The sequence below is a fragment of the Micromonospora sp. NPDC049523 genome (assembly GCF_040676775.1).
Classification (GTDB): domain Bacteria; phylum Actinomycetota; class Actinomycetes; order Mycobacteriales; family Micromonosporaceae; genus Micromonospora_G.
Genome location: NZ_JBFAPP010000002.1, coordinates 202,720 through 227,024 on the forward strand (window position 1 = coordinate 202,720; position 24,305 = coordinate 227,024).

A 24,305-nucleotide genomic window follows, 5' to 3' on the forward strand; every position below is an offset into this window, starting at 1 on the left:
CGTCACGTCATGACTGAGGACGTATTGGCCGCTCGGATCGCTCCCGTCCAGCGGTCGAGGTACCTGCTGGGTGGCCGTCGGGTACGGGTAGGTGATCTGGTCGAAGCCGGATTGTTACGGCCCGGTGCGAGGCTGCGGTTCGTCCGGCGGCGAGTCGGCGAGACTTACCAGGCCGAGGTGACCGACACCGGGCGGGTCCGGCTGCTCCCCGACGGTCAGGAGTTCCGTTCGCCCTCGGGGGCGGCGATGGTCGCCGCCGGTATGCGGGCGGTGGACGGCTGGCTGGTCTGGACGGTCGAGGAAACCGGATACCCGCTTGACGTGCTACGTCAGGAACTACTCGACCGAGCCGTCGCCAGCGCTGCCGACGAACCCGGCGAAGAGACGCTCGATCGGCGGATCCACGAACGGCTCCGGGACGCCCGTATCCGCGCAGACGGACAGCATCCGGAAGAATTTTCGGTCCGCGACCTGCTGTCCCTGTGGGGGGCAAAGGGGCGTGGTGACCAGATCAGTCGGATCGAGGCCGACCTCGCTAATCACGGGCTCGTGACATCGCCGGAATTCCGCAAGGTAACTCTTGACGCCACCGTACGGCTGGTCGTGGCTCCGCGTGACTCGGACGAAGTATCGGCGGTACTCGTCGGTCCGGATCCGACACCGGTCGACGGGGACGATGGGAACAGTGGCCCGATCGGGCTCACCGTCGGCAACCTGCCGTCGGCGTTGGGAGGCCTGAAGTCCGTCGCGCCCAACGCCACGATCGACGAGGCGATCACCAAGATGCTCCTCAACGACTTCTCGCAACTGGCCGTGCTCAATGGACCGCGCAACCTCCGTGGTGTCGTCACCTGGCGATCCATCGCGCATGCCCGGCACGCCGATCCGCACGCCAAGCTCTCCGAGGCGATCGACTCGGAGGCGGTAGCGGTGCGCTACGACAGAGAGCTCATCGACGTGCTGCCCGATCTGCAGCGCATTGGTTTCGTGTTCGTCCGGAACCAGGACAACGTCGTGGCGGGCATCGTCACCACCGCCGACGTCGTCCAGGCGTACGGCGAAATGGCGCTACCCTTCTTCCAAATCGGGGAGTTGGATCGCAGCCTGCGTCGTGTCATCGCACGTAACCTGGATCTCGATCAGGTCGCCAGGCTCTGCTCCCGCCCGGTCCGCTCCTTCGACGAACTGTCGATGGGTGAATACCAGCGCGTGCTGAGCGACTTGAGCACCTGGACCATCCTTGGTTGGCCACTCGACCGTGCCACGTTCATCGAGCGGCTTGACGAGATTCGCCAGATCCGCAACGACATCATGCACTTCAATCCAGATCCACCGCCCCCGGACACGATTGACAAGCTACGCAAGCTCAACAGCCTGCTGCGTCGGTACGGCGAGCTGTCGTAGCTGCACGACTCGCTGGATGAACATGGTCGGGCTTCCCGAGAACACCCCGCGGTCTGCGGCGGCCCGCCCTGGAAGATTCGCCTATGCCTACGAGGGGTCCGGGTCACGACGCAGCGACCGTCATGCGCCGGCAAGTCGCATGCGCGCGTCCACGACGCGTTCGCCGACCCCGTCGGGCCGGCGAGGCCATCGAGGAACAGGAAGTCCGCCTTCTGGCACCGCTCCGCCACACCGGCGTTCGGCAGGGCGCGGCTCTGCCGCCCATGGCGCACGGCGGAGCCGCACTGCCGTAGTCAGGTTCGCGACGATCCATGGCGTCTACACCGGATATCGGTGCTCTCGACTAGGGTGGTGCGGGCTCACCGGCCCGGTCCGCTTCCGTACTCGCCCTACGCAGAGGAATGGCCACGATGGCGAACCCTGTCGAGCAGCGGCCCGACAGCCCGGACGGGCGTCCCCCGTCCGGCGACATTCCCGACGGACGTGATGCGGCGGGCGCTTCGACGCAGGCCACCGGGTCGGGCCGGCCGGACTCCGCCCCCCGGCTGCCGACCAGGGTCCCCTTCTCCGGGCCGCATCCCGGCACCGCGAACCCGGACTGGCCGCAGTCCGACCTACCGCCCCGCAGGCAGCTCGCGCCACGCCGGAAGAGCGCGGCCGCCTGGCACCTGCGGGGTGCATTCGTGCCTCGTGAACCGGGGGCGGCTGGTGACGTACCCGTTGCCGACGCTGCCTTCGGCGGCGCCGGCACATTGCGGGCCGAGCCCGACCCTCCGGCGGCGCCGCGGCCGCAGGGCCCGGTGACAACCGGGCGGAACCGAAAATTCCGGGTACGGATACTGTCCAGCGCCGCCGTCGCCGCACTTCTCGTCGCCGGGTCAGCCTGGTGGTGGGACACCCGCGTCGCCATCGACACCACGTCGGCGACAGCACCGGAGGCCGGTACGGCGACGACGCCGATCACGACACCCGTCACCGAGGACGCTTCGGCCGACCCGGGGACCACGGGCGCGGGGCCCTTCGCCGGCCCGACGGATCCGGTCGCTTCGTCACCGACTCCGTCGCCGCTACCGGCCGACGGAACGTCCCCGCCGACGTCCCCGTCCGCGTCGCCGGCCCCGTCGAAGGCCGCCGCGAACACCTCCGGCCGCAACCTGGCGCTCAACGGCGCGGTCACCGCATCCAGCGTCGAGCGCTCAGGCTGGGCGGCGCCGTACGCGGTAGACGGAGACCCGACGACCCGCTGGAGCAGCGGTTTCAGCGACCCACAGTGGCTGCGGGTGGATCTCGGCGCCCGGTGGCAGGTCAGCGAAATCCGGCTGACCTGGGAGAACGCGCACGCCACGGCGTACCGGGTGGAGCTGTCCACCGACGGTACGACGTGGAAGTCGGTCTACAGCACCAGCAATGGCCGGGGCGGCAACGTTGTCGTCGAGGTCGCCCAGCTTCCCGCCCGGTTCGTGCGCGTGTACGGCACCAAGCGTTCCACCGACTACGGCTACTCCCTGCTCGAACTCGACGTGCGCTGAGCCCCGTACGACCGCCGTGGACGCGGTTGCGGTGCGACAGGTGTTCGTCGGCGTCGGCTGGATCGACCCATACCTCCTTCTCCACGGGTGGTGGTGCGGGAACCCGCACCACCACCCGTACCGATCACTTTCGCCTGGTAGGTAGGCAAGCAGTCCTACCAAGGCCTCGCTGCGGTCGTGGCGTCAGTCGATCAGGTCGCGGACGGCCACCGTCAGATCAGCGAGCCGGTCGTCGGCCCGTCGACGCTGGTGCCTGATCCACTCCTTTCCCTCCGCCGCAATTCCCTCCAGCACGATGAGGGTGTGGTTGAGCCCGGACGCATCCAGCGCGACCTGGGAGAGGATCCACGGGTCCTCGCCCGGTTGAAGCTCGTCGTTGCCCGATTCAGTCACCGGTACGCTGATCGGATCTCCGTTCACCAGCGTCAGCTCGAACGTCTGTCGCTGGGTCGTCACCCCGTCGATGCGTACGGCGGCAACTGCGTCGAAGCGGTAGTTCAGCCGTTGTGTGCGGCGGGAGCTGCCGTCTTCGAAGTCGAGATCGAAATTGACCTGTCGCACGCCGTCGTCGGTCAACAGGAAGAGCAGGAGCCGGTACTTCGAGTAGCGCCACGGCCCCCGGGGGACCCTCGCCCGTTTGTATGATTTCGCGGGCGCCTCGATGAAGGCGTGCGCGATAACCTGACTGGGCTTGAGCCGGTGATGCCGCATGGCGTCATCAACGAGGATCTTGCGGTCGCATTCCAGCCAGGAGGCCATCTCCGCGTCCGACGGTTTGTGTGACAGTTTTTGCGTCCAGCGGTCGAACGCCGCCTCTCGCGCCGCCCGCTGTTGAGCGTGCTCCACTTCGTCGGCTGTCACCCGTCGCCGTTCAGTCGTGATGCGGAACCAGGCCCGGGTGCCGATCACAGCGGATGTCACGGCGAGCAGCACCCACGCCGTGCCGCGTACCGGTGCGGTCAGCACGGCGGCGGGCGCCACCCAGAGACTTCCCACGACGGCGACGGCCAGCCCGGCCGCGTACAGGGCCTTGGTCCTGAACGGTGTACGGAGCTCACCTCGGTACGCCGTCAGGGTGCCTTTCTCCCACCGTTGCTTCACGTCGCCCACCAGGTGCCGGATCAGCCAGGCGATCCTGTCGGCCTCGACCCTGTCCTCGCGATAGATCTCGACGAGCTCGTCGCGCAGGTGCCTCCGGATGCCGGCGGTCTGGGCCAGCCAGTAGGAACGGTCGGTGTCCCTGGGCACGTACCGCGCGAAGTAGGTGTCGAAATGCCGGTCCACCTTTCGGGCGAATCCGCCGCTCGGTGCCTCGGTGTTTCGCTGCCGGGGCGGGGTGAACTCCGCATCCTTCGCCCGTGCCCGTTCCCGCCGGAAATGCCACTCCGCCCCACCGACCATGAGAGCGGCAACTCCTACAGCGGTTGCGAGGAAGGCGAGCATCGGGGACAGCTCACCGCGTTTCACCAACAACCCGCCGATATTGCCGAGGGCGAGTACGAACGCGGCCGTACCGATGACGGCACGTAGCCATTCACCCATGGGGATCGCGATCGGCTGGACGGGACGGATCCGAGGTGGCGCGGGGGAGGGTTGGAAGAACATCCAGATCCGCTCGCCCCGGCCGCCGGCCATCTGCTCCGCTCTGGCCCGCTCGACCGAGCGTCGCCACATCTGGTCCACCATCGGACCTTCGAGTAGCACCCCGAGATGATTGAGGATCTTGTCGCGCTGTGGCGGCTTGAGTTCGTCAAGTTCCTTGAGGACCAGCTCGGTTTCGGAGGCGTTCACGGAGGCGAGCAGCCTGAGGACGGATCTCAGACCGGCGGTCCACTCGTCGCCACCGTCGAGATGCGAAAGGCGGTCGCAGATTGCGGAGAGGCTGTTGAGGTCCTCGTTTCCCAACTGCCGTAGGGTTCGTCCGCTCAACAGGGCAAGCAGCCGGTGGAACCGTACCTTATCGGTTTCGTACCCCCGAGCCACGGCGTCCTCGATAAGCTCGCGCGCCTTGTCCGGCATGCCGGCGTCGAGATAGTGGACGCCGGTTTCGAACTTCTGCCTCGGGGAGGCATTCGGCGGTACCTGGTAATAGACGTCGCCGTGGATCGCCTGTGCCTGAATTCCGACATTGGCATCGCCCTGGGCGACGTTGGTCACGGTCGGCGTTGTCATGACAGCCCCTTCGCGACCGCTATTATCGCGGCCAGCCTCGCGGCCAGGTCCGCCACGTCGGCTACCAGGCCGCGCAGCCGCTTGAGCGTCACCACCAGCTTGCCCCTACTCCGCGCCGTGTCCTCTTTGAGGCAGCCACTCGCGATGTCCAGTTCCGTTTCGGCGGCCGCATAGGTGGTCTCGTCCAGTTGCCCGTCCCGGTGTGCCTGTTTGAGTAGGCCACGAAGATCCGCAAGCTCGGCTGTGAGGTCGATCGGCCGCTCCGATTCGGTGCCGACCGTGACGTTGCCGTAGACCTGTCCGGCCTGAAAGCCCACTCGTGCGTTACCGGAGGCGATGTTCCTGATCGTCGCGTCCATCTGCGGCCGCCCGTCCTTCCGTGCCGTGTCCGCTTGGTCGACCGCACCGTCGGCGACCAGTTCCTCTGCCAAGGCCGCTGCGAACGCGGCTGCATTCATGACCGCTCTTGGCTGCCAGTTCTCCCCGTCGGTGACCGTCTTGCTGCCGTCGGCCCGGTCGCTGATGCCGCGGACCACCACCACCGGCAGCGCACGGTTGAGATGTCCCGCCTGCGCGACGCCAGCAGCCTCCATCTCGATCGCCAGCGCGTCGTTGTAGTGCTGTCGCACCCATCGGGCCTGTGCGGAGACCGCCGAGTCCTGCACGATCTCGCCTGCGGCAATCGGCCCGAAGTGGACCTTGGGTGTAGTGCCCCCGGGAAGGGAGCGGACCCATTCGCCGCGACGGGCCAGGTGTTGCGCGATCTGGCCCGCGGTGTGTGGGATCTCCCATGCTCTCGGCCGGGCCTTCAGGCCGTCGTCCTCGCTCGTCCCACCGTGGTAGGCGTAGATCTGGGAGGCGACGACCACATCCCCGAGCTGGATTTTCGGCCACAGGGCTCCGGCGACTCCGACAAAGAGCACGGCAGCGGGGGAGAACTCGGCCATCGCGCGTTCGGCCAGCACCGCCGCCGGATGGTTGCCCTTGCCCACCAATCCCAGAGCTACCCGGCATCCCTTGGTGCCGAGCCGGCCGACCTCGAAGCGGGTTCCGGCCGAGTGCCGGTGCGTCTGCGGGTCGGTCAACCTCTTCCGGACTGCCTCGTACTCGAGGTTGAGGGCCGTGAGAATCACGACGAGATTACTGTTCATGTTTCTGCCTTCTCCATGTCTGTCGGATCGGATGGTCGGGTCATGGAGGGGTGCAGCACCTTGCGGGGGCCTGGTCGAAATAGCCGTGCGGGACGTCCGGTCTCGGCTTTCCTCGCCGGGCCGGCGGGGAGGATGAAGCCGTCCACGCTCTGGACCTTGCGGTAGAAGTTCCGGGGATCGAGGCGGACGCCCCACACCGCTTCGTAGACGGCTTGCAGTTCGGCGATGGTGAATGTCGGGCCGCAGAAGGCGGTCGCCAGCGCCGACTGCTCCAACTTGCCGCGCGCCCGGTCGAGAGCGTCCGCGACGATCCGTCGATGGTCGAAGGCGAGTCGGAATGCCGGTGACAGCGCCACGTCGGTGGGCGTCCAGCACGCGTCGGCGGCGTCGCTGCCGGCAACCGGCTCTGGCAGTCGTGGTGCGATCGCAAGGTAGGCCACGGAGATGATGCGCCCCCTCGGGTCGCGCCCTGGCGTGCCGTACACGCCCAACTCTTCGAGGTGCACGTGGTCGGCCGTCAGGCCCGCCTCCTCGGCCAGTTCCCGGTGGGCTGCCGCAAGTAGGTCCTCCTCTGGATGGCTCAGGAAGCCCCCGGGAAGCGCGTGGGTGCCCCGGTACGGCTCGACACCGCGCTCGACGAGCAGCACCTGGAGGCAGGACTCGCGCAGGGTGAGGATGGCGAGGTCCACCGCGAGCAGCACCGTCGGAGTAATCCAGTGATCGTCGGACATGGATGTACCATAGACTTAATGTCACTCTGACAGGAAGTGCCTGCGCGTGTCGGGTTTGAAAATATGCCGTGGTCAGCGACGCGTAGCGTGGGGACGGGGCGCCGGGCAGCCTCGTGTCGGCTGGTCGGCTACCGCAGTGGTTCAGCGCGGCTGGCGTTGATGGTGGATCGGTCGGGGCTGTTGTACTGCAGCACCCACGCCGGCCGGCGACCCCCACCGTCTGATGGTCGGAGACGGGTTGGAGGACGGTCGGCCGGGCCGGCCGTTTCGCTGGCCGGGTCGGGTCGGGTCGGTTGGAGGCTACGACGAATGCGTACCGTCGCGGCTGGAAGCCGGCTGCGGACGGCCGGACGTACGCGGGCGGTAGGTGGCCGCGGCGAGCTGGGTGAACGAGCGGATGAGCGGGTCGGGGTTGCCGCTGTTCCACGCGACGACGAGGTGGCTGGGTGCCATGTCGGCCAGGGCGACGGAGGTGAGGCCGTCGGGCAGGGCGTGCACCAGCGGAGTCAGCCCGATGGTGCCGTTCCACAGGACGCCTTGCACGCACTCGTGGACGGTGCGTACGACGGGGCCGTCGCGGTGCCGGCCGCCGGGGGTGATGCCGTTCCAGTAGGCGCGCCAGACGGGGTCGGTGCCTTCGGGGAGTTGGAACCACTGGCGGTCGGCGAGTTCGTGCAGGTGCAGGACCTCACGGTCAGCGAGTGGGTCGTCGGTGCGCAGGACCACTCCGATCGGGTCGGTGCGCAGGACGTGGGTGGTGATGCCGGTGTCGTCGAACGGCGCACGGGTGAGCGCGACGTCGACCAGGCCGGCGCGTAGCCCGGTGGTCGGGTCGGTCAGGTCGGCCTCGCGGATGCGGATGTGCACGTCGGGATGGCGCTTGCGGTAGGCGGAGGCGAGTCGCGTCCCGGCCTGGTCGGCGCTCTCGGCGAGGACGCCGATGGTGATGGTCGCGGTGCCGGCGGCAGCGGCTACCCGGGCCCGGAGCTGGTCGGCCTGGGCCAGCACGGTACGCGCCTCGTCGTAGAGCGCTGTTCCGGCGGGAGTGAGCGCGACCCCGGCCGAGGAGCGGTGCAGCAGTATCGCGCCGAGATCGGCCTCAAGCTGCTTGATCGCCCGGCTCAGCGGCGGCTGGGTCATGTGCAACCGTGCGGCGGCCCGGCTGAAGTGAAGTTCCTCGGCGACCGCTACGAAGTAGCGCAGCGAGCGTAGCTCCATCACCGGCAACGATACCCGTACGGCATCGGGGTTGCGGGATCGGTGTTGGACGCTGTGCATGCCTCGGCGATGGACTGGTGGGGACCTGATCCGCCGCGACATGACCCATGAACGGGCGCGGCGATCATGACTCCAAGGACTGGGTGTAATGGCCGAACATGTGTTGTCCGATCCCGTCGTGCAGATCTCGGACATACGGGAACTCGCCCGCGATCTCGTGGTGATCCCGAATCGGCGCGTGCAGCTCGTGCCGAATATCGGCATCGTCGGCGGTACGCATTCCGTGCTGGTCGTCGAGACCGGTATGGGGCCGGGCAACGCCGAAAAGGTCCTGAAATTCGCGGCCGAGTATGCCAACGGACGCAGGCTGTACCTGACCACGACACACTTCCACCCCGAGCACGCCTTCGGTGCGCAGACGTTCTCCAGGGAGGCGACGTACCTGGTGAACCGGGCGCAGGCCGAGGACCTGAGGGAGAAGGGAACCGGTTACCTCGGGATGTTCCGGGGACTCGGTGAAGCGGTCGCCCGGCAGTTGGTGGGCGTCGAACTCGCCACCCCCGACGAGGTCTACGACCAGGCGTACGACCTGGACCTGGGTGGTCGGGTGGTGCGGTTGCGGGCAACCGGTCGGGCACACAGCCGGGGCGACCAGGTGGTCACCGTGCCGGACGCCGGGGTGATGTTCACCGGTGACCTGGTGGAGGCTGGCCAGTTCGCGATCTTCCCGTGGTTCCCGCCGTACGACACCGACGTGTCGGGCACCCGCTGGATCGAGGTGATGCAGCGGCTCGCCGCCGAAGGACCACGGGTGGTGGTACCCGGGCACGGCGACATCGGCGGACCGCAACTGCTGGCCGACCTCGGCGACTACCTTCGGCTGCTGCGCGACGAGACCTGGGTACGCCGGGACTCGGCGATGAGCGAGCAGACGATCGTCGCGGAGGTCTCGGCACTGATGCTCGAACGGCATCCGGAGTGGGCCGGGCGGGAATGGATAGAAAAGGGAGTCGGCTGCTTCTGTGCCGAGCATCCGGCCTGAGCGGCGGGGATGAAGAGCGGACGACGGGACTCGAACCCGCGACCCTCACCTTGGCAAGGTGATGCGCTACCAACTGCGCTACGTCCGCATTTCACGCCGTCGGCACGTCTCGACGGCTGCACTCGAACATTACCAGGACGGCCCAGGCCCGGGTCGGACAGGTACGCGGCATCGGCTCGAACGCGCGGCCCGGTACGGGGCGGCAGCCACGCTGCTGCCGCCCCGCGGTCGGGGACCCGTTCAGTAGACCGGGTTCCAGCCGTCCGGTCCGGCCAGGTACTTCGGCGCGGTGTAGTTCGGCGCCTGCGCGTCGGTGAGCTGCGGACGGTCGGCGGTGACCGTCGCACCCGGCCCGCTGTTGCGGTATTCGAAGAATCGGGCGTCCCGCCAGGAGAAGCCGGACATGTCGGTCCACGGGGAGTTCTTGATGTGCGCCCCCAGCACGCTGTCGCGGAAGACCACCTGGCCGATCGCGTTGACGTCACCGCTCGGGTGCCACGGCCGGCCGAGGTGCACACTCTGCGCCGCGGCCGAGTCGGTGGTCAGCGTGCACTGGACGAAGAGGAAACCGTACGTGTTGCTGATCATGGTCGACGGGGCGGTGACGTACCCGTTGTTGCTCGACGACCCCCGGCTCAGCGCCTTGATCTCGCAGCGGTCGAAGACCGCGGTGCCCCGGCCGAAGATGAAGTCGACGTCGCCCTCGACATAGCAGTTGCGGAAGTACGCCCGACCGATGGTGGAGGCGTTCGCGCTGTTGGGATAGAGCGTGTCCTGGTTGCCGAGGAACCGGACGTTGTCGAAGACCAGCCGGTCGGCCCGGGTGAGCACCGCCACCGCCTGCTCGGCGCTGTAGTCGTACGCCGACTCGTCGAAGCTGTTGGAGAAGGTGAGGTTCCGGGCCGTGAAGTCGTTGCCGTCGATGGTGACCGAGGCGCTGCCCGAGGTGCCGTAGGTTCCGCCGCCCGGCGCGGGCGTACCGGAGGCGTTGTCGTACGTGATCACCACGTCGTCGGCGTTGCCGGTCGATCCGACGAACGAGATGTACGGCTTGTTGGCCGGGACGGAGACCAGTTCCCGGTAGGTGCCGGGCTTGATGGTGATGGTGTACCGGCTGGAGTTGCCCGTCGGTACCGCGTTCACCGCCGCCTGCACGCTGGTGAAGTTGCCGCTGCCGTCCTTGGCGACCACCGAGGACTGCCCGGTCGGTGGGGGACCGGTGGTGGGCGGCGGTGTCGGCGTGATGGTCGGTGTGGGGGTGGGAGTGGCGGTCGGGGGCGTGGTGGGCGGGGTGGTGGGTGTGGTGCCGCCGCTGGTCACGGTGACGTCGTCGTACCGGGCGGTGGCGTAGAGGGTCTGCACGCCGATCCGGCCGGTCCCGGCGATCGTGCTGGTGCCGGCGGCGACCAGGGTGCCGTCGACGTAGCCGCGTACCGCCGAGCCGGCGATCTCGATCCTCAGGGTGTACCAGGTGCCGAGCGCGACCGGTCGGGACGCCGAGCCCAGTACGGTCGCCGCGCCGCTGCGTACCGCCTCCAGCCGGACCTGGTTGCCGGGGAGCAGGGCGAGCCGGAGGTAGGTCGTGGCGCCGGAGGCACGGGCGAGCAGGGCCACCGCGCCGTTGGTCGGCAGGGTCAGCGGCTTGACCCGTGCCTGGACGGTGTAGTCGGTCCAGGACGTGGTCCCGGCGAAGAGCCGGGCGTTGTCCGTGTCCCCCTTGGCCTGCTGTAGTGCCTGGCTGTCGTCGCTGACCACGGACCAGGTGCCACCGGACTTCGACCAGCCGGCGGTGTTCCCGTCGGCGAAGTCGTCGGTGAACAGGGTGGCGGCGAACGCGTACTGCGCGCCGCCGAGTTGGGTCAGGGCGAGCAGGGCGGCGGTGATGGCGGCGGTGGCGACGGTGAGCAGGATTCGGCGTCGTGTTCCGGGCATGGTGGATGAACCTCCGGGGACGGACGGAGTGAGGAGGTCGACGGTGCTGGAGAAAGCGCTTTCCTGCGGACCGTAAACCCTCTCATGGAAGCCTGTCAATGTGCCGTCTACGTTGATGGTCGGGGCGGTACATCCGTTTGCCGGGGGACCCGGGGTGGGTATGAGTTGATCAGCCGCAAGCTACGGCACACGTGGCCGAATCGGAGGATCAGCGCATATGCCGAATAACATGCTTTCCCGTACGGCTGGCTCTGTGTTGTCTGAGAGCGGGGTACGGCGATGAGCGCCCAGGCAAGCCCGGCGACCGTCGACGACTGCCTGCGCGTCGGAACCGGCTTCTCCCAGGGGGACAGGAACTGGATCGTCGAACAGTTCGCCACCCTGGACGCGCGGCTCGCCTCGTTCGCGCTCGACCGGACCGAGCTGGAAGTGTCGGTGAAGGACCGGGCCGCCCGGGGGCAGAAGGTCACCCTGGAATGCTGGGTCGCCGGTCGGCAGAAGATCGTCACCACCTCCTCGGAGGAGGACCTGCACACCGCGCTCAACGACGTACGGGACGACCTCCGTCGGCGGCTCAACGACGCGAAGACGCGCCAGGAGCCCCGCCACAACCGCCACCTGCGGGAAACCCCCGAGCCGGATCCGGCCATCCTCGACGAGGAACCGCTCACCGGGGACGAGCCGGCCGACCAGCCGGCCCCGGCCAACCGCGACGCCTAGGAAAAGTCCTCGTCCCGTCCGCCGGCCCTCGGCGGGCGGGACGCCGCGTCCGCGCCGGAAGAAACCAAACTCGACGTACGCGGTTCGACGCGCGATCAGGAGCCGGTCAGTTCCCGCTCCAGTCCGGCCGCCCGGTCCCGGATCGACCGGATCGCGGACCCGGTCGGGTGGTAGGCGGCGACCGCCTCCGGTCGAAGCTCCGCCTGCGCGACAGCGGCCATCGCCTGGTCGAGCAGGACGAACTGCGCCTGCGTCGCCGCTCGGTACACCGGATCGAGCAGGTACGTCCGCGCCTTCTCGCACGACTCGGCCACCCGGGCCAGGGCGGCGTTGCGGGCGGCGCGCTGCTGCGCGACCCACCGCTGACGGGCCGAGACCGCGGCGATCGCCGCCGCCGCGGGCAGCAGACCGGTCGGGTCTATCGCCAGGCCAGACAGCTGGTGCAGGCCGCCGAGCAGCCGTGCCGCCTTGACCATCCCCTCGAGCGCCTCGCCCGTGGTCGGTGCGGGACCTCCCTGCTCGACGATGCGCAGCGTCACCGGGATCCGGCGCAGGGGAGCGGGCAGCCTGGCGGCAAGGTGGGCCAGGCCCCGCTCGTCCGCGTCATGGGCGAGGCCCGCCGCCAACCAGCCGATCTCGCTCCAGAGCCGCATCTCCAGGTCGTACGCGAGCTGGGCGATCCCGGTGTCGAACTGGGCCAGCACGCCGTCGACGTCGCCTATCCCGGCGGCAAGCTGCTGCTCGGCCTGGGCGCGTACGTCGGCGAGGCGGGCGTCGAACTCGCGGGCCAGCCGGGTGTTCACCGCGTGGAACGCCCGCGCTGCCGCGGACCGCAGGCTCCCGAGCGCCGCCGCCGGGTCGACGGTCGCGTGCACCGCACCGAGGCTCGGGTCGTCGAGCCGGGCGTCGAGCAGCCGCCGGGTGGTCCGGGCCAGCTCGAGCGGGTCGGTGGCCGATGTCGCCAGCAGGAAACGAAGCGTACGGACCGCCGCGAAGTCGCCGACGGACTCCAACACCTGCGCCCCTTCCTCGGCGCACACGCGTACGCGGGCGGCGGGGTCGCCTCGCCGCCCGGCCGGGTCAACCATTCGAGAGCGCCGGTCCACGACCGGTGGCCGCGTCGACCGCGTAGAGCGAACCGGTGACGTCGTAGACGAACACGAAGCCGTGACCGATGGCGGGTGCCGCCACGATCGCGTCCGCCGCTCCGTACCGCCAGCGCAGGCGCCCGGTGCCGATGTCCAGCGCGTACAGGTGCCCGTCCTTGGAGCCGACGAAGACGGTGTTGCCGGCGACCGACGGGGCCGACCAGACCGCACCACCGGTGGTGTACGTCCAACGGGGACGGCCGTTCGTGGTGTCGAACGCGTGCACCACACCACGGTCGTCGCCGAGGACGACCAGGCCCGACGAGACCGCGACGGACGACACGGTGGCCTCGGCGGAAAGCTCCCGGCTCCACAACTCCCGACCGTTGTCGGCCCGTACGGCGGAGACGAATCCGGTCTGGTAGTCGCTCGTCCGAAACCCGCTCAGCTCCACCACACCGCCGTTGCTGACCACGTAGACACAGCCGCCGAACACGGCCGGTGTGGTGAAGGAGAGGTCGTCGTCGCCCTGAGTCCACAGCAGTCGACGGGCGATCGGGTCGATCGCCGACAGGCCGAACTCGCCGGCCACGAACACCGTGCTGCCGTCGGACGACGGGGCCGCCGCCGTACTGGTCCGCTGACCGTCGAAGTTCGCGAGTTGGGCGCTCCACAGGTGCTGCCCGTCCTGGATCCGGTACGCGCCGAAGCCTCCCGTGTCGTCCACGACGTACGCGGCACCGCCCTGCAACAGCGGAGTCGAGCCGGTGCCGGGCAGGGTGCGTGACCACCGGGAAGCGCCCGTCTCCAGGTCCAAGCCGGAAAGCTTCGCGAGGTCGGCGACGACAACGTGGCCGTCCGCGACCGACGGGGTCGCCAGCACCTGCGGCCCACCGGTGTCATCACCCGCCTGCCAGCGCAGGCCGCCGGTCAGCGCGTCCCAGCAACACAGGACGTTGCGGTTGTTCCACCCGACGACCCGCGAACCCGCCACCACCGGACTCGGTGCGCTCGGGTTGTTCATGCTGACCCAGGCACTGCCGAGTTCCACGAGGCCTTTGCCGATCTGACCCAGTACGCTCCAGAAGCCACCCTTGGCCGGCTGGGCCGGGACGGGTGGCGGTTTCGGCGTGGCACGCGCGAGCCACGGGTCGCTCCAGGCCGGCCGGTCGCCGTACGCGCTGCCGTACCACCCTCGGCGTGCCGCGTCGCCGCGGTGCATCGATGTCTCGTACATCATGCCCGTCCAACCGTCGCAGGACCGTCACGTCCGTCCTCGCGTGCGAGGGCGGAATCGAACCTTGTCGCATCGACGGCGACGCCCGCAAGACACGAATGGGCACCCGTACCTGACCGTCGTGTCCCGCGGGGGGTACGGAGGTACGACCAGGGATTGCGCGAACACTCCCGTGCCCATCGGCGGAGTGGAGACGAGCCCCCGCGTCGTTACCGGGGTACGTGACGCGATTGGAGAACGTATGGGTGTGGTGACACAAAAAGCGCCACCGCCGCGCAGGTCACCGATGCCGAGATCATCAGCCGGATACACGGGGATCCGGCTGCGTTCGAGGCGATCTTCGACCGTTACCACCCGACGATCCACGGGTACGCGAGCCGGCGGCTCGGGCGGGACCTGGCCGACGACGTGGCCGCGGACACCTTCCCGGTCAACGTCGACGGCCGTACGGCGACGGCGGTCGGCCGCCTGGTCACCCCCGCCGGCCCCATCCACAACGAACCGGTCCAGGTGAAGAAGGGCGATCTCCAGGTCATGTTGACCCGGCAGCCCGGTGCAATCGTTAATGCACCGGGCCAGACCAGCTAACTGGCGCACGTCCCTGAGACGGCACACGTCCCTGAGACAAGGCGCGGGGTGGGCTTTCGAAGCCCACCCCGCGTGTGTGGCGACCCTTGACGGATCACCGACATCGGCGGGACCAGCCGCGCCGACTAAACCCACTCAAAGGTGTTGTGACGGAGTATTGAATACAGGAAGGAGCTCATTCATCCCCCATTCATTCACAGTGGGTCGGAACGATGGCTGCTGTAATTGCCTCTGGCTGGCTGTTGCTGGTCGTGATCCGCGTCAACGCGACCCAGATCATCTGCATGTCGACGTGACTGGGCCGCAACGGCGACCGCCGATTGTTTTCGAAGGGATTCGGAAAAATGCGCGACGCATTCCCGGTTACGACCGACCAGGCCTTCCTGCAAAACATGGTAGCCAGCGTCAACCAGTACCGCGCCAAGCACGGCGTACCGCCGGTGACACTCGACGACACCCTCGTGGACTACGCCAAATCGCGGGCCAGTCTCATCTCGACGCAGGAGGGCCTGAGCCGGGGACACGCCGACCTCGACCACGCGTACGGCGAGAACCTCTCCTGGCACGCGTCGACCGACGAGACCCCCGCCGGAGCCGAGGACGCCACCTCCGGCTGGTACGGGGAAATCACCGACTACAACTTCGGCGACCCCTCGTCGAGCGGCCCCGGAGCCACCGGACACTTCACCCAGTTGGTCTGGCGGGGGACCACCAAGGTCGGCTTCGGCCGGGCCTCCGGCAAGGGCGGGGAGTGGTGGGAGACGTACATCGTGGCCACCTTCTACCCCGCCGGCAACATGCAGGGCGAATACGAGGCCAACGTGCCACCCGTGTCGGCCTGACTCCGGTCGACCGGTCGGGTACGGACGCTCGTACCCGACCGGCCGGCCGGGTAAGTGGACGTGGACAGAACACACCGGTACGGACGACCGGGTAGTGCGGGCGGAGGGATTCGAACCCCCTCAGCAAAGCAGCCGGTCTACAGCCGGCCCCGACTCTCCAGCGTCGGCGCGCCCGCTCGGGGTGACAGGCGGGAATCGAACCCAGCGACCTCCGGAGCCACAGTCCGGCGCTCTCACCACTGAGCTACTGTCACAGTGCCCGTACCAGGATTCGAACCTGGGACCCTCGCTTTGTAAGAGCGATGCTCTCCCGCTGAGCTATACGGGCTTGGTGGCGGGCGTACGTGTAGGAAAGGGATGCTCTGTCCACCGAGCTGGCGGAGCGAGTTCGGCGGAGGTGTACCGCGCCCCTGCGGCGATTCGAACGCCGGACCTCCTGGTTCGTAGCCAGGCACTCTTTCCGCTGAGCTACAGGGGCATTGTGGACCCGACAGGTTTCGAACCTGCCACCTCCTGCTTGCAAGGCAGGCGCTCTACCAACTGAGCTACGAGCCCGAGAACTACGTACCCGGCGAGGGATTCGAACCCCCACTGACTGGTACCTAAGACCAGTGCCTCTACCGTTGGGCTACCCGGGCGTGCTCCGAGTGCGATTCGAACGCACACTGTGCGCGGTTTGAAGGCGCTGCCTCCTGCCGTTGGGCTACCGGAGCCGGATGGGGAAACTGGACTCGGGCCAGCGTGTCCCCGCCCGGCCAGCGGCGGAAATTTGCCGGCCGGGCATGTGAAAAACCATCCGCTGTGGAGTTCTCAACTATCGTCCCCGCCGACCGGAGTCGGGAGAGAGCAGGGGCAGCAGGAATCGAACCCGCGACATTCGGCTTTGGAGGCCGACGCTCTGGCCAACTGAGCTATACCCCTAGGGAGATGTGGCCGTACAACGAGAACGCCGCCCGTTCCCGATGGTGGTGGGAGGGGCGGCGTATGCGCTGGTGATAGCGCTACGTCCGCCGCCTGCCCAGGTATCGCCGACATCCGTCCGCGGGCCAGTAATCGGCTCGTTCTCCGTCGAGCAGCACGACGCCGCCGCGCGACATCAGTCGCGTGGTTTCTGCGTCGGTGTGCTGCAACACGGCCGCTCCTCGGTCAGGTGTTTGCTTCTCTAAGTAGGTGTTCGGCTTGCTTCTCTAAGGTAAACGCGACCGATGACCATGGCAATCGCATTTCCGTACGAGATTCGCGTCGACATCGGACGAGACGCTCGATCGGCTAATCGAGGCCGTCGATCAGCTAAGCCGTTCCGGGTGGGTCGGAGCTACCGGTTCGCTGGTCCAACTCGCCAGCAGGCGCAGGGCCTGCTCGGAAGAGGAGCCGGCCTCGGCGGTGTAGACGCCGAGAATCTGCTCGTCGTCGCCGCTCGGGGTGAGGGCCTCGTACGCCAGGGTCAGCTCACCGACCAGGGGATGCCGGTAGCGCTTGCTGCCGTGGCTGTGGCGCAGCACGTCATGGGCGGCCCACCAGCGGCGGAAGTCCTGGTCGCGTACGGAGAGTTCGCCGACCAGTTCGGCGAGCCGGGGGTCGTGCGGGTGGCGTCCGGCGTACAGGTGCAGGGCGGCGACGGTGCTCCGGGCGGCTTCGTCCCAGTCGACGTACAGGTCGCGGGCGCTCTCGTCGAGGAAGAGGTAGCGGGCCATGTTCCGCTCACGCGGGGGCAGCGCGTCGAAGTCGGTGTAGAGGACCCGGGCGAGGCGGTTGCTGGCCAGCACGTCCATCCGGTGCCCGGTGATCATCGCGGGGGTGTCGCCGAGGGTTTCCAGCACCCGGTGCAGCCCCGGCCGTACCCGCTGGGGCGGCATCGGCCGGCGCTGGGCGCGGCTCGGTCGGGCCAGCGTGAACAGATGGCTCCGCTCGGTCTCGTCGAGGCGCAGGGCACGGGCGAGGGCGTCGAGCACCGACTCGGAGACGTTCAGGTTGCGGCCACGCTCCAGGCGTACGTAGTAGTCCACGCTCATCCCGGCGAGCTGGGCGACCTCCTCACGGCGCAGGCCCGGCACCCGGCGGCTGCCCGGATGGGGGGTCAGCCCGACCTCCGCCGGGGTGATCCGGGCCCGCCGGGAGCGCAGGAACTCGCGGAGTTCCGGGTTGCCCCCGCTGGCGGCCGAGCGGTCACTCATGGTCTCCAGCGTAGGTCGGCGGGCGGCCGTCGGCACCGCCCTTGAGGGGGCCTGCTGGACCCCCGGTACGCCGGATCCCTGGTGAAGCCGGGCCTCCCGCTCCTGCTGCCGGGAGCCGTACCGGCGTGATTGGCTGGATAGGCGATCACTGAGAGTCAGGGCAACGGGAGAAGAGGAACGGCGGGATGAAGCGCAGGATTCTTGGCGGTACGGGCATGTCGGTGAGCGAGTTGGCGCTCGGGACGATGATGTTCGGCGCGCTGGGTGACACCGGGCAGGACGAGTCCGTACGGATGATCCACACCGCGCTCGACGCCGGTGTCAACTTCGTCGACACGGCCGACGTCTACTCCCAGGGCGAGTCGGAGGAGATCGTCGGCAAGGCCCTGAAGGGGCGGCGCGACGACATCGTGCTGGCCACGAAGTTCTCCCTGCCGATGGGGGAGGACGAGAACCACCGGGGCGGGTCGCGGCGGTGGATCATGAAGGCGGTGGAGGAGAGCCTGCGCCGCCTCGACACCGACTACATCGATCTTTACCAGATGCACCGTACGGATCCGGACACGGACGTCGACGAGACCCTGTCGGCGCTGTCGGACCTGGTCCGCTCGGGCAAGGTACGGGCGATCGGCTCCTCGCTCTTCCCAGCGGAGCGGATCGTCGAGGCGCAGTGGGTCGCGGAGCGACGCGGCCACCAGCGGTTCCGTACGGAGCAGCCGCCGTACTCGATCCTGCTGCGGGGAATCGAGGCCGGGATGCTGCCGACCGCCCAGCAGTACGGCATGGGGGTGCTGACCTTCGGGCCGCTCAGCTCCGGGTGGCTGTCCGGGCGGGCGGACCCGACCGGCGGCCGGCGCAAGAACCTGGGGCCGGGGGAGTTCGACCTGGCGGCCAGGGGCAACCAGGCGAAGCTGGACGCGGTCGAGCAACTGACCACGCTCGCGGGCGAGGCGGGACTGCCGCTGACCCATCTCGCCACGGCGTTCGTCCGCGCCCACCCGGCGATCACCTCGGTCATCATCGGTCCCCGCCGACCCGAGCAGTTGCAGGACCTGTTGGCCGGCGCCGAGGTGGAGCTGGGTCAGGACGTGCTGGACCGGATCGACGAGATCGTGCCGCCGGGCACCAACCTGAACCCGGACGACATCTACTACACAAATCCGGCCCTGACCGACAAGCGCCTGCGTCGCCGCTGACCGGCCCGGATACGTAACTCGGGGTGGGACCGCTGGTCGCGGCCCCACCCCGAGGATCGGTGTACGTGGGTCAGGCGGGCCTGGCGCGGCAGGCCGGCCGTACGTCGATCAGGCGGACACTCAGCGCAGGCCGAAGGCGCGGGTGAGGGTCTGCGTGACGGTGTTGCCGGCGCTGTCCCCGGCGGCGGTCCGGAGCGTGACGAACTGCGCCGCCTCCGGTGCCTTCAGCCTGGTCGTCCAGCCACCCTGGCCCTGGGTCAACTTGGCCCGCTGCCAGGTCGCCGCGTCGTCGTACGAGATGTCCAGGGTGAGTTGCCGGATGTCGGCCGCCACGCCGGGCAGGTGCGACGGCGCCACGGTCAGCTCCGCGCGCCGGGCCGCCCGGCCGGTGGTGTCGGTGTCGACGGCGTAGTCGAGCTGGATCAGCGGCAGTGCCGCCTCCAACTCCGGCCCGGTCGCCGCCGAGCTGAAGTTCCACTCGGTCAACGTGTGGGTCGAGTACGGGTTCGCCCAGTCGCCCCGGTCGTTGTCGACCACCAGCCGGTACGGCAGCCGCTCCGGGGCGAGCCCGGTGACCGGCAGGAACTCGGCGTTGCCCCACTTGAGCTGCTGGTCGCCCTGGTAGAGCGCGGCCCAGTTCCGTACGTCGAAGTTGCCGCCGGCCTCGCCGACGTGGCCGGAGCCGGAGTCGCCCCAACCGGGGACCGGGATGTAGACACCGTCGAGGTACCGGACCGGCAGGTAGCCGATCGGACCCATCCGGGGCCGCTGGATCGGACCGAACCAGCTCACCTTGCTGATCGGACCCACCGGGTAGCGGACCACGTCGATCAGGTGCTGCCCCGTCTCGCCGAGGATGTAGGCGTCGTCCAGCCACCTCGTGTCGGCGGTGACCCAGTCGGTCCGCTCACCCTGGGCGGGCGCGGTGAGCTGGTTGCCGACCGCCCAACCACGCCAGATGTCGGGACGAAACTCCATCGCCTTGCCCGGCCGGAAGTTGCGGAACGACACGTCCACCCGGGCCAGGTCCTTCGGCGTCGAACGCCAGGTCGGGTTGGCCGGAGCGGATCCGGTCCAGTGGTGCACCACGTCGTACAGGTAGTCGGTGGTGGGGTTCGAGGTGACGGTCAGCGGCACACTGCCCCGGCGCAGTTGGCCGATCAGCTCCGTACCCTCGTCGGCGGTGAGGGTCGCCACCGTCAGCGGGGCGGGACTCTCCGGGCTCCACGGGTTCTCGTCCCACGCGTTGAGCCGGCCGACGCCGTCGTTGACGACCAGGAGCAGTTTCGCCCCGGCGGTTGCCGCGCCGGTGGCCTGCTCGGCGATGGTGATGGTGTCGCTGCGGCGTACCACCACGGCCTTGCCGCGCACGTCACGCTTGGCCAGGTCGTCCGCCGTACCGTCGGCCGCGAAGACCGCCGGCAGGTCGGTGGTGCCGGCCGGCAGCGGCGTCGCCGCCCGCTTGACCAGCAGGTCGTCATAGGTACGCGACTTCGTGCCGACGGTCAGCGCCGGCTGTTCAAGGCGGAACCGGGCGCCGATCTCGAACTCGCCGTCGGTCACCTTCTTACCGGTCGGCAGCGCCCAGATGCTGTCGTACGACTCGTTCGGCAGCACCGAACTCTCCACCAGGCTGTCGGCGTACGAGCGGTGGATGTCGAGCCGGACGGCGGACGGCGTGGCGGCCTTCGGCACGTACGCCATCACCCGGCTGAGCTTGGAGCCGTCCAGGGTGACGGTCCGGTCCCGGTCGAGCTGGACGTCGTTGAACGGGAGTACGGCCATGCCGAGCGAGTGCGGACCGTTGGCCCCCTGCACGTCGCCGCTGAGCCAGCCGCTGTAGTTGCCGACCGGCAGCCGGAGCACACCGATACCGGACTCGTCGAGGTCCAGTGCGGTGAAGAGGTTCTTCGCGGTGACGATGACCTTACCGGCGAGCGGCTTGCCCGAGCGGTCCTTGGCGACGATCTTCAGGTTCTGCCGCTGACCCTCGCGTACGGCGCCGATCAGCGTGTGCGCGCGGACCGTACCGGTGCTGTCGGTGGCGTTGACCATGCCGCTGATCTGCTGGTCGATCGGGAGCAGGTCCAGGTTCGCGGTCAGCGTGACCGTCCCGGTCCCGTGCGCGGGCACGGTGACCCGGCCGGCCGAGAGCGTGAACAGCCCGGCCGGAGCGGCGGAGTCGACGGCCAGGTCCAGGGTGACCGCCTCGTCCCCGACGTTGGTGTACGTCACCTCCTTGACGTCGGTGTCACCCGGCTTCGGCGGCCACGGGTGGAAGCCGGAGGAGGCGCTGGCGGTGGCGAAGACGGTCGCGTGCACCGCCGAGGCAACGTCCACCCGCCCCGCACCCGCCTGGTACGGCGTGTACGCCGGAGTCGGCTTGACGCTGCTGACCAGCGCCTGCTTGATCTGCTGTCCGGTCCAGTCCGGGTGCGCGGCGACGAGCAGCGCGGCGGCACCGGCGACGTGCGGTGTGGCCATCGAGGTGCCGCTCATCGTGGTGTAGTAACCCGATCCGCCCCGTACGTAGTGGGAGCGGGCGGCGAGGATGTCCACACCGGGCGCGGTCAGTTCCGGCTTCAGCCCGCCGTCGGCGCGCGGCCCCTGGCTGGAGAAGTCGGCGAGCTGGTCGGCGGAGTCGACCGCACCGACGGTCAGCGCGGCGTCCGCCGTACCCGGGGAACCGATGCTCTGCGGGCCGCTGTTGCCGGCGGCGACCACGAACAGGGCGCCGGTCTCGGCGCTGAGCTCGTTCACCGCCATGCTCATCGGATCGGTGCCGTCGGTTCCGCCCCCGCCCAGGCTCATGCTGACGATCCTGGCCTTCTCCTGCCGGGCGGCCCACTCCATGCCGGCGATGATCCAGGAGTCCTGACCCCGGCCCTCACCGTCGAGGACCTTGCCGACGACCAGCTTCGCGCCGGGCGCGACGCCCTTCTCCTGACCGTCGGAGGCGGCGCCGCTGCCGGCGATCGTCGACGCGACGTGCGTACCGTGCCCGTTGAAGTCGGCCACCTCCTCGTACGGCACGAAGCTGGTGCTGGTCGCGATCTGCCCGGCCAGGTCCGGGTGTTCGGCGTCGACACCCGTGTCGAGCACCGCGACCGAGACGCCGGTGGCGGTGTTCCCCTCCGCCCAGACCTTCTGCGCGCCGATCTGCGCGGTCGAGTCGGCCAGGCTGGCGGTGACCCGGCCGTCGAGCCAGATCTTGGCGATGCCGCCGGTGAACGACGGGCTGCCCGGCGCGCGCCGGGCCGTGGTACCGGCCGTGGTACCGGTCGCTGTCCCGGTCAGCGAGGACCAGAACGTCGGTGCCTGCGCGCGTTCCTGGGACACGGCCGCGCCCTGGACGCTGGTCAGCGGCCGTACGACCGTCGAGCCGGCCACGTTGGCCGTGGTACGGGCCCGGGCGGCGGCGTCGGTGTAGCGGACGATCAGCGGCAACCGGTCGGTGTGCGCGTCGTCGTAACCGTCGGCGATCAGCTCGGTCACGTTGAACAGTTGCCGGTCGAGCAGCCCCGCGGTGACGTACGGCAGCGCGGCGTCCGGGTAGACGTAGAGCGACCCGTCGACGACCGCCCGGTGGAAGCTGGCGGTGGTCCCGTTCGGACCCTCGACCGACCGCAGCACGCTGCCGTCGGCGGCGGTGCCGACCGTGACCTTGTCGCCGGTGATCAGGGTGACGCTGTGCGAGCTGCCGGCCCCCGGCGGGGGTGTGGTGACCGGGCCGTGCGGCGGAACCGGGCCGGCGGGTGCGGCGGCGGCGGGCGGGGTCACGCCCACCGCCAGGGCCGCGACCGTACCGAGGGCGATCAGCCCCGGCCTGCGGATGGGTACGAGAGGCAAGGGATTTCCTTCGTCGTCATCGGATGTTTTGCAAGAGCATCCGGCCGGTCTGTTACATCGACACCAAGATCAGCCTGGCGGCGTTGCGACATGTCGCATTCTTGCCAGCCATCCGTGGACCGACGCTGCTAGCCCGACGCTGCTAGCCCGGTGGGGGCGGACGCGGAGTAGCGGGAGGGTGTGGCGCCGAGGTAGCGGCGGAAGTGTCGACTCAGGTGTGACTGGTCGTGGAAGCCGACCGCCACGGCCACCTCGGCCGGCGGCTCACCGGCCAGCAGCCGGCGCCGAGCGGAGTCGATCCGCCGCCCGGTCAGATACCGGTGCGGCGGCAGCCCGTACGCGCCGGTGAACGACCGCACCAGGTGGCTCGGGTCGGCGTGCAGGATGTCCGCCGCCTGGCGCAGCGACAACCCCTCGGCCGTACGGGCGTCGATCAGCTCGCGCAGGCCGGTGGCGAGACGGCGGTCCGGTGCCGGTGCTGGCCCGGCCGGCTGCCGACGCAGGTGCCGGCGGAGTCGTTCACCCACGAACGCCAGCCGGCTCTCCGCCTCGAACGCGTCGGCGGGTGTGGTGAGGGCGCGGTGCAGTTGGTCGATCCGGCGCCGCAGCAGGGGGTCGTGCAGGGTGGGAGTGTCCACGGACGCGTCGACAAGGCGCGCTTCGAGCACCGATTCGTCGAGGTAGAGCACCCGCTTGCGGAAGCCGTACCGGGTGGCCGCCCGTCCGTCGTGGACCACGTGCGGCGGCAGCAGCGTGACCACCTGCTCAGCCGCGTCGTGGCCGTGCCGGTCGAGGGCGTAGTTGATCGCGCCGTCGTCGACGATGAGCAGGGTCCAGGTGTCGTGGGTGTGCGCAGGGTAGGCGTGGCCGAGGAAGCGGGCGTGGAACACCTCGGTGATCCCGGCGACCGCCGGGTGCCAGGCGGTGACCCGTTCGGGCCGTGGCACGTGCCGCACGTCAAGAACGTACAAGACCGGGGTGGCGGTCGGCGGCAGGGTGAGGACATGACCACCTTTTCCACCAAGATCGCCGTACTGCTCCGGGACGACCTCGCCACCTGGCAACGGCTCAACGTCACCGCGTTCCTGGTCAGCGGCATCGCGGCGACCGCGCCCGAGGCGATCGGCGAGCACTACGTCGACGCCGACGGCACCAAGTACCTGCCCATGTTCGGCCAGCCGGTGCTGGTCTTCGCCGGCCCCGGCACGCTGCTGACCACGGCACACGGCCGGGCGCTGGAACGCGGGCTGGCGATGTCGGTGTTCACCGCCGAACTGTTCGGCACCGGGAACGACGACGACAACCGCGCGGCCGTACGGGCGGTGCCGCGCGCCGCGCTGGACCTCGTCGGGTTGGCGGTCGTCGGACCGCGTAACGCCGTCGACAAGACGCTCAAGGGCGCCACCCTGCACCCCTGAGCAGCCGCCGTCGC

18 protein-coding genes and 9 tRNA genes are annotated in these 24,305 nt (G+C 69.2%); 8 read left to right on the top strand and 19 right to left on the bottom strand.

The features are described 5' to 3' along the window. Positions 1-9: 9 nt before the first annotated feature. A complete protein-coding gene (locus AB0J90_RS03460) occupies positions 10-1,404 on the top strand; it encodes a CBS domain-containing protein (protein WP_363591725.1) in 1,395 nt (464 codons plus the stop codon). Between the two features lie 410 nt (positions 1,405-1,814). Further along, positions 1,815-2,933: a discoidin domain-containing protein gene (locus AB0J90_RS03465; RefSeq protein ID WP_363591727.1), complete on the top strand. Its 1,119-nt coding sequence runs from the start codon at positions 1,815-1,817 to the stop codon at positions 2,931-2,933. A 183-nt stretch (positions 2,934-3,116) separates the two neighbouring features. Here AB0J90_RS03465 and AB0J90_RS03470 read toward each other — a convergent pair whose 3' ends face one another. The 4 genes from AB0J90_RS03470 to AB0J90_RS03485 form a co-directional block, all read right to left on the bottom strand. Further along, positions 3,117-5,105 carry a hypothetical protein gene (locus AB0J90_RS03470; protein WP_363591729.1) on the bottom strand — a complete coding sequence of 663 codons (1,989 nt, stop codon included), beginning with the start codon at positions 5,103-5,105 and terminating at the stop codon, positions 3,117-3,119. Continuing rightward, entirely contained in the window at positions 5,102-6,256 is a 1,155-nt protein-coding gene (locus tag AB0J90_RS03475) for a 5'-methylthioadenosine/S-adenosylhomocysteine nucleosidase (protein ID WP_363591731.1), read from the bottom strand. The genes AB0J90_RS03470 and AB0J90_RS03475 overlap by 4 nt, the downstream gene beginning before the upstream one ends. After that, positions 6,253-6,987, bottom strand: a complete 735-nt coding sequence (locus AB0J90_RS03480; protein WP_363591733.1) for an NUDIX domain-containing protein — start codon at positions 6,985-6,987, stop codon at positions 6,253-6,255. The genes AB0J90_RS03475 and AB0J90_RS03480 overlap by 4 nt, the downstream gene beginning before the upstream one ends. A 300-nt stretch (positions 6,988-7,287) precedes the next feature. Continuing rightward, positions 7,288-8,205, bottom strand: coding sequence for a LysR substrate-binding domain-containing protein (locus AB0J90_RS03485; RefSeq protein ID WP_363591735.1), 918 nt, complete (start codon positions 8,203-8,205; stop codon positions 7,288-7,290). 178 nt (positions 8,206-8,383) lie between these two features. On the opposite strand from AB0J90_RS03485, the gene AB0J90_RS03490 reads away from it, so the two are divergent. Further along, positions 8,384-9,247 (top strand): MBL fold metallo-hydrolase, encoded by an 864-nt coding sequence (locus tag AB0J90_RS03490; protein ID WP_363591737.1) that lies wholly within the window; start codon positions 8,384-8,386, stop codon positions 9,245-9,247. Positions 9,248-9,262: 15 nt separating this feature from the next. On the opposite strand, the gene AB0J90_RS03495 is transcribed toward AB0J90_RS03490, so the two are convergent. Then, positions 9,263-9,335: transfer RNA gene (locus AB0J90_RS03495), tRNA-Gly, on the bottom strand. A gap of 152 nt (positions 9,336-9,487) precedes the next feature. Further along, complete coding sequence (locus tag AB0J90_RS03500) at positions 9,488-11,179, bottom strand: pectinesterase family protein (RefSeq protein WP_363591739.1); 1,692 nt, start codon at positions 11,177-11,179, stop codon at positions 9,488-9,490. 279 nt (positions 11,180-11,458) lie between these two features. Here AB0J90_RS03500 and AB0J90_RS03505 point away from each other — a divergent pair, with 279 nt between their 5' ends. Continuing rightward, positions 11,459-11,899 carry an HPF/RaiA family ribosome-associated protein gene (locus AB0J90_RS03505; RefSeq protein ID WP_363591741.1) on the top strand — a complete coding sequence of 147 codons (441 nt, stop codon included), beginning with the start codon at positions 11,459-11,461 and terminating at the stop codon, positions 11,897-11,899. Between the two features lie 95 nt (positions 11,900-11,994). Here AB0J90_RS03505 and AB0J90_RS03510 read toward each other — a convergent pair whose 3' ends face one another. Together AB0J90_RS03510 and AB0J90_RS03515 are read right to left on the bottom strand one after the other, a co-directional pair. Further along, positions 11,995-12,915 carry a hypothetical protein gene (locus AB0J90_RS03510; RefSeq protein WP_363591743.1) on the bottom strand — a complete coding sequence of 307 codons (921 nt, stop codon included), beginning with the start codon at positions 12,913-12,915 and terminating at the stop codon, positions 11,995-11,997. 64 nt (positions 12,916-12,979) lie between these two features. Continuing rightward, positions 12,980-14,227 carry a PQQ-binding-like beta-propeller repeat protein gene (locus tag AB0J90_RS03515; RefSeq protein ID WP_363591745.1) on the bottom strand — a complete coding sequence of 416 codons (1,248 nt, stop codon included), beginning with the start codon at positions 14,225-14,227 and terminating at the stop codon, positions 12,980-12,982. A gap of 405 nt (positions 14,228-14,632) precedes the next feature. On the opposite strand from AB0J90_RS03515, the gene AB0J90_RS03520 reads away from it, so the two are divergent. Both AB0J90_RS03520 and AB0J90_RS03525 read left to right on the top strand, forming a co-directional pair. Further along, positions 14,633-14,812, top strand: coding sequence for a hypothetical protein (locus AB0J90_RS03520; RefSeq protein WP_363591747.1), 180 nt, complete (start codon positions 14,633-14,635; stop codon positions 14,810-14,812). 344 nt (positions 14,813-15,156) lie between these two features. Then, positions 15,157-15,654 carry a CAP family protein gene (locus AB0J90_RS03525; protein ID WP_363591749.1) on the top strand — a complete coding sequence of 166 codons (498 nt, stop codon included), beginning with the start codon at positions 15,157-15,159 and terminating at the stop codon, positions 15,652-15,654. Between the two features lie 95 nt (positions 15,655-15,749). Here the strand turns inward: AB0J90_RS03525 and AB0J90_RS03530 are convergent. The 9 genes from AB0J90_RS03530 to AB0J90_RS03570 all read right to left on the bottom strand — a co-directional run bounded on the left by AB0J90_RS03530 (position 15,750) and on the right by AB0J90_RS03570 (position 17,828). Continuing rightward, a tRNA-Tyr gene (locus AB0J90_RS03530) sits at positions 15,750-15,830 on the bottom strand. Between the two features lie 4 nt (positions 15,831-15,834). Then, a tRNA-His gene (locus tag AB0J90_RS03535) sits at positions 15,835-15,908 on the bottom strand. A gap of 2 nt (positions 15,909-15,910) precedes the next feature. Then, positions 15,911-15,982: transfer RNA gene (locus AB0J90_RS03540), tRNA-Val, on the bottom strand. A 77-nt stretch (positions 15,983-16,059) separates the two neighbouring features. Beyond that, positions 16,060-16,132: transfer RNA gene (locus AB0J90_RS03545), tRNA-Arg, on the bottom strand. A 4-nt stretch (positions 16,133-16,136) separates the two neighbouring features. Beyond that, positions 16,137-16,209: transfer RNA gene (locus AB0J90_RS03550), tRNA-Ala, on the bottom strand. 10 nt (positions 16,210-16,219) lie between these two features. Further along, positions 16,220-16,292, bottom strand: a tRNA-Leu gene (locus tag AB0J90_RS03555). 1 nt (position 16,293) lies between these two features. After that, positions 16,294-16,367: transfer RNA gene (locus AB0J90_RS03560), tRNA-Leu, on the bottom strand. 134 nt (positions 16,368-16,501) lie between these two features. Further along, positions 16,502-16,575, bottom strand: a tRNA-Trp gene (locus AB0J90_RS03565). Between the two features lie 365 nt (positions 16,576-16,940). Further along, positions 16,941-17,828 (bottom strand): helix-turn-helix transcriptional regulator, encoded by an 888-nt coding sequence (locus AB0J90_RS03570; RefSeq protein ID WP_363591751.1) that lies wholly within the window; start codon positions 17,826-17,828, stop codon positions 16,941-16,943. Between the two features lie 185 nt (positions 17,829-18,013). On the opposite strand from AB0J90_RS03570, the gene AB0J90_RS03575 reads away from it, so the two are divergent. Continuing rightward, a complete protein-coding gene (locus AB0J90_RS03575; RefSeq protein ID WP_363591753.1) occupies positions 18,014-19,024 on the top strand; it encodes an aldo/keto reductase in 1,011 nt (336 codons plus the stop codon). A 120-nt stretch (positions 19,025-19,144) separates the two neighbouring features. Here AB0J90_RS03575 and AB0J90_RS03580 read toward each other — a convergent pair whose 3' ends face one another. Beyond that, entirely contained in the window at positions 19,145-22,873 is a 3,729-nt protein-coding gene (locus AB0J90_RS03580) for a S8 family serine peptidase (RefSeq protein WP_363591755.1), read from the bottom strand. Positions 22,874-23,001: 128 nt separating this feature from the next. Continuing rightward, positions 23,002-23,829, bottom strand: coding sequence for an AraC family transcriptional regulator (locus AB0J90_RS03585; RefSeq protein ID WP_363591757.1), 828 nt, complete (start codon positions 23,827-23,829; stop codon positions 23,002-23,004). 48 nt (positions 23,830-23,877) lie between these two features. On the opposite strand from AB0J90_RS03585, the gene AB0J90_RS03590 reads away from it, so the two are divergent. After that, positions 23,878-24,291, top strand: a complete 414-nt coding sequence (locus AB0J90_RS03590; protein ID WP_363591759.1) for a DUF2000 domain-containing protein — start codon at positions 23,878-23,880, stop codon at positions 24,289-24,291. Positions 24,292-24,305 lie beyond the last annotated feature (14 nt).

Coding starts and splice junctions, on each gene's coding strand:
- AB0J90_RS03505 (WP_363591741.1), top strand. CDS start 11,459: ATGAGCGCCCAGGCAAGCCCGGCGACCGTCGACGACTGCCTGCGCGTC.
- AB0J90_RS03465 (WP_363591727.1), top strand. CDS start 1,815: ATGGCGAACCCTGTCGAGCAGCGGCCCGACAGCCCGGACGGGCGTCCC.
- AB0J90_RS03500 (WP_363591739.1), bottom strand. CDS start 11,179: ATGCCCGGAACACGACGCCGAATCCTGCTCACCGTCGCCACCGCCGCC.
- AB0J90_RS03475 (WP_363591731.1), bottom strand. CDS start 6,256: ATGAACAGTAATCTCGTCGTGATTCTCACGGCCCTCAACCTCGAGTAC.
- AB0J90_RS03525 (WP_363591749.1), top strand. CDS start 15,157: ATGCGCGACGCATTCCCGGTTACGACCGACCAGGCCTTCCTGCAAAAC.
- AB0J90_RS03515 (WP_363591745.1), bottom strand. CDS start 14,227: ATGATGTACGAGACATCGATGCACCGCGGCGACGCGGCACGCCGAGGG.
- AB0J90_RS03470 (WP_363591729.1), bottom strand. CDS start 5,105: ATGACAACGCCGACCGTGACCAACGTCGCCCAGGGCGATGCCAATGTC.
- AB0J90_RS03590 (WP_363591759.1), top strand. CDS start 23,878: ATGACCACCTTTTCCACCAAGATCGCCGTACTGCTCCGGGACGACCTC.
- AB0J90_RS03570 (WP_363591751.1), bottom strand. CDS start 17,828: ATGAGTGACCGCTCGGCCGCCAGCGGGGGCAACCCGGAACTCCGCGAG.
- AB0J90_RS03575 (WP_363591753.1), top strand. CDS start 18,014: ATGAAGCGCAGGATTCTTGGCGGTACGGGCATGTCGGTGAGCGAGTTG.
- AB0J90_RS03460 (WP_363591725.1), top strand. CDS start 10: ATGACTGAGGACGTATTGGCCGCTCGGATCGCTCCCGTCCAGCGGTCG.
- AB0J90_RS03480 (WP_363591733.1), bottom strand. CDS start 6,987: ATGTCCGACGATCACTGGATTACTCCGACGGTGCTGCTCGCGGTGGAC.
- AB0J90_RS03485 (WP_363591735.1), bottom strand. CDS start 8,205: ATGGAGCTACGCTCGCTGCGCTACTTCGTAGCGGTCGCCGAGGAACTT.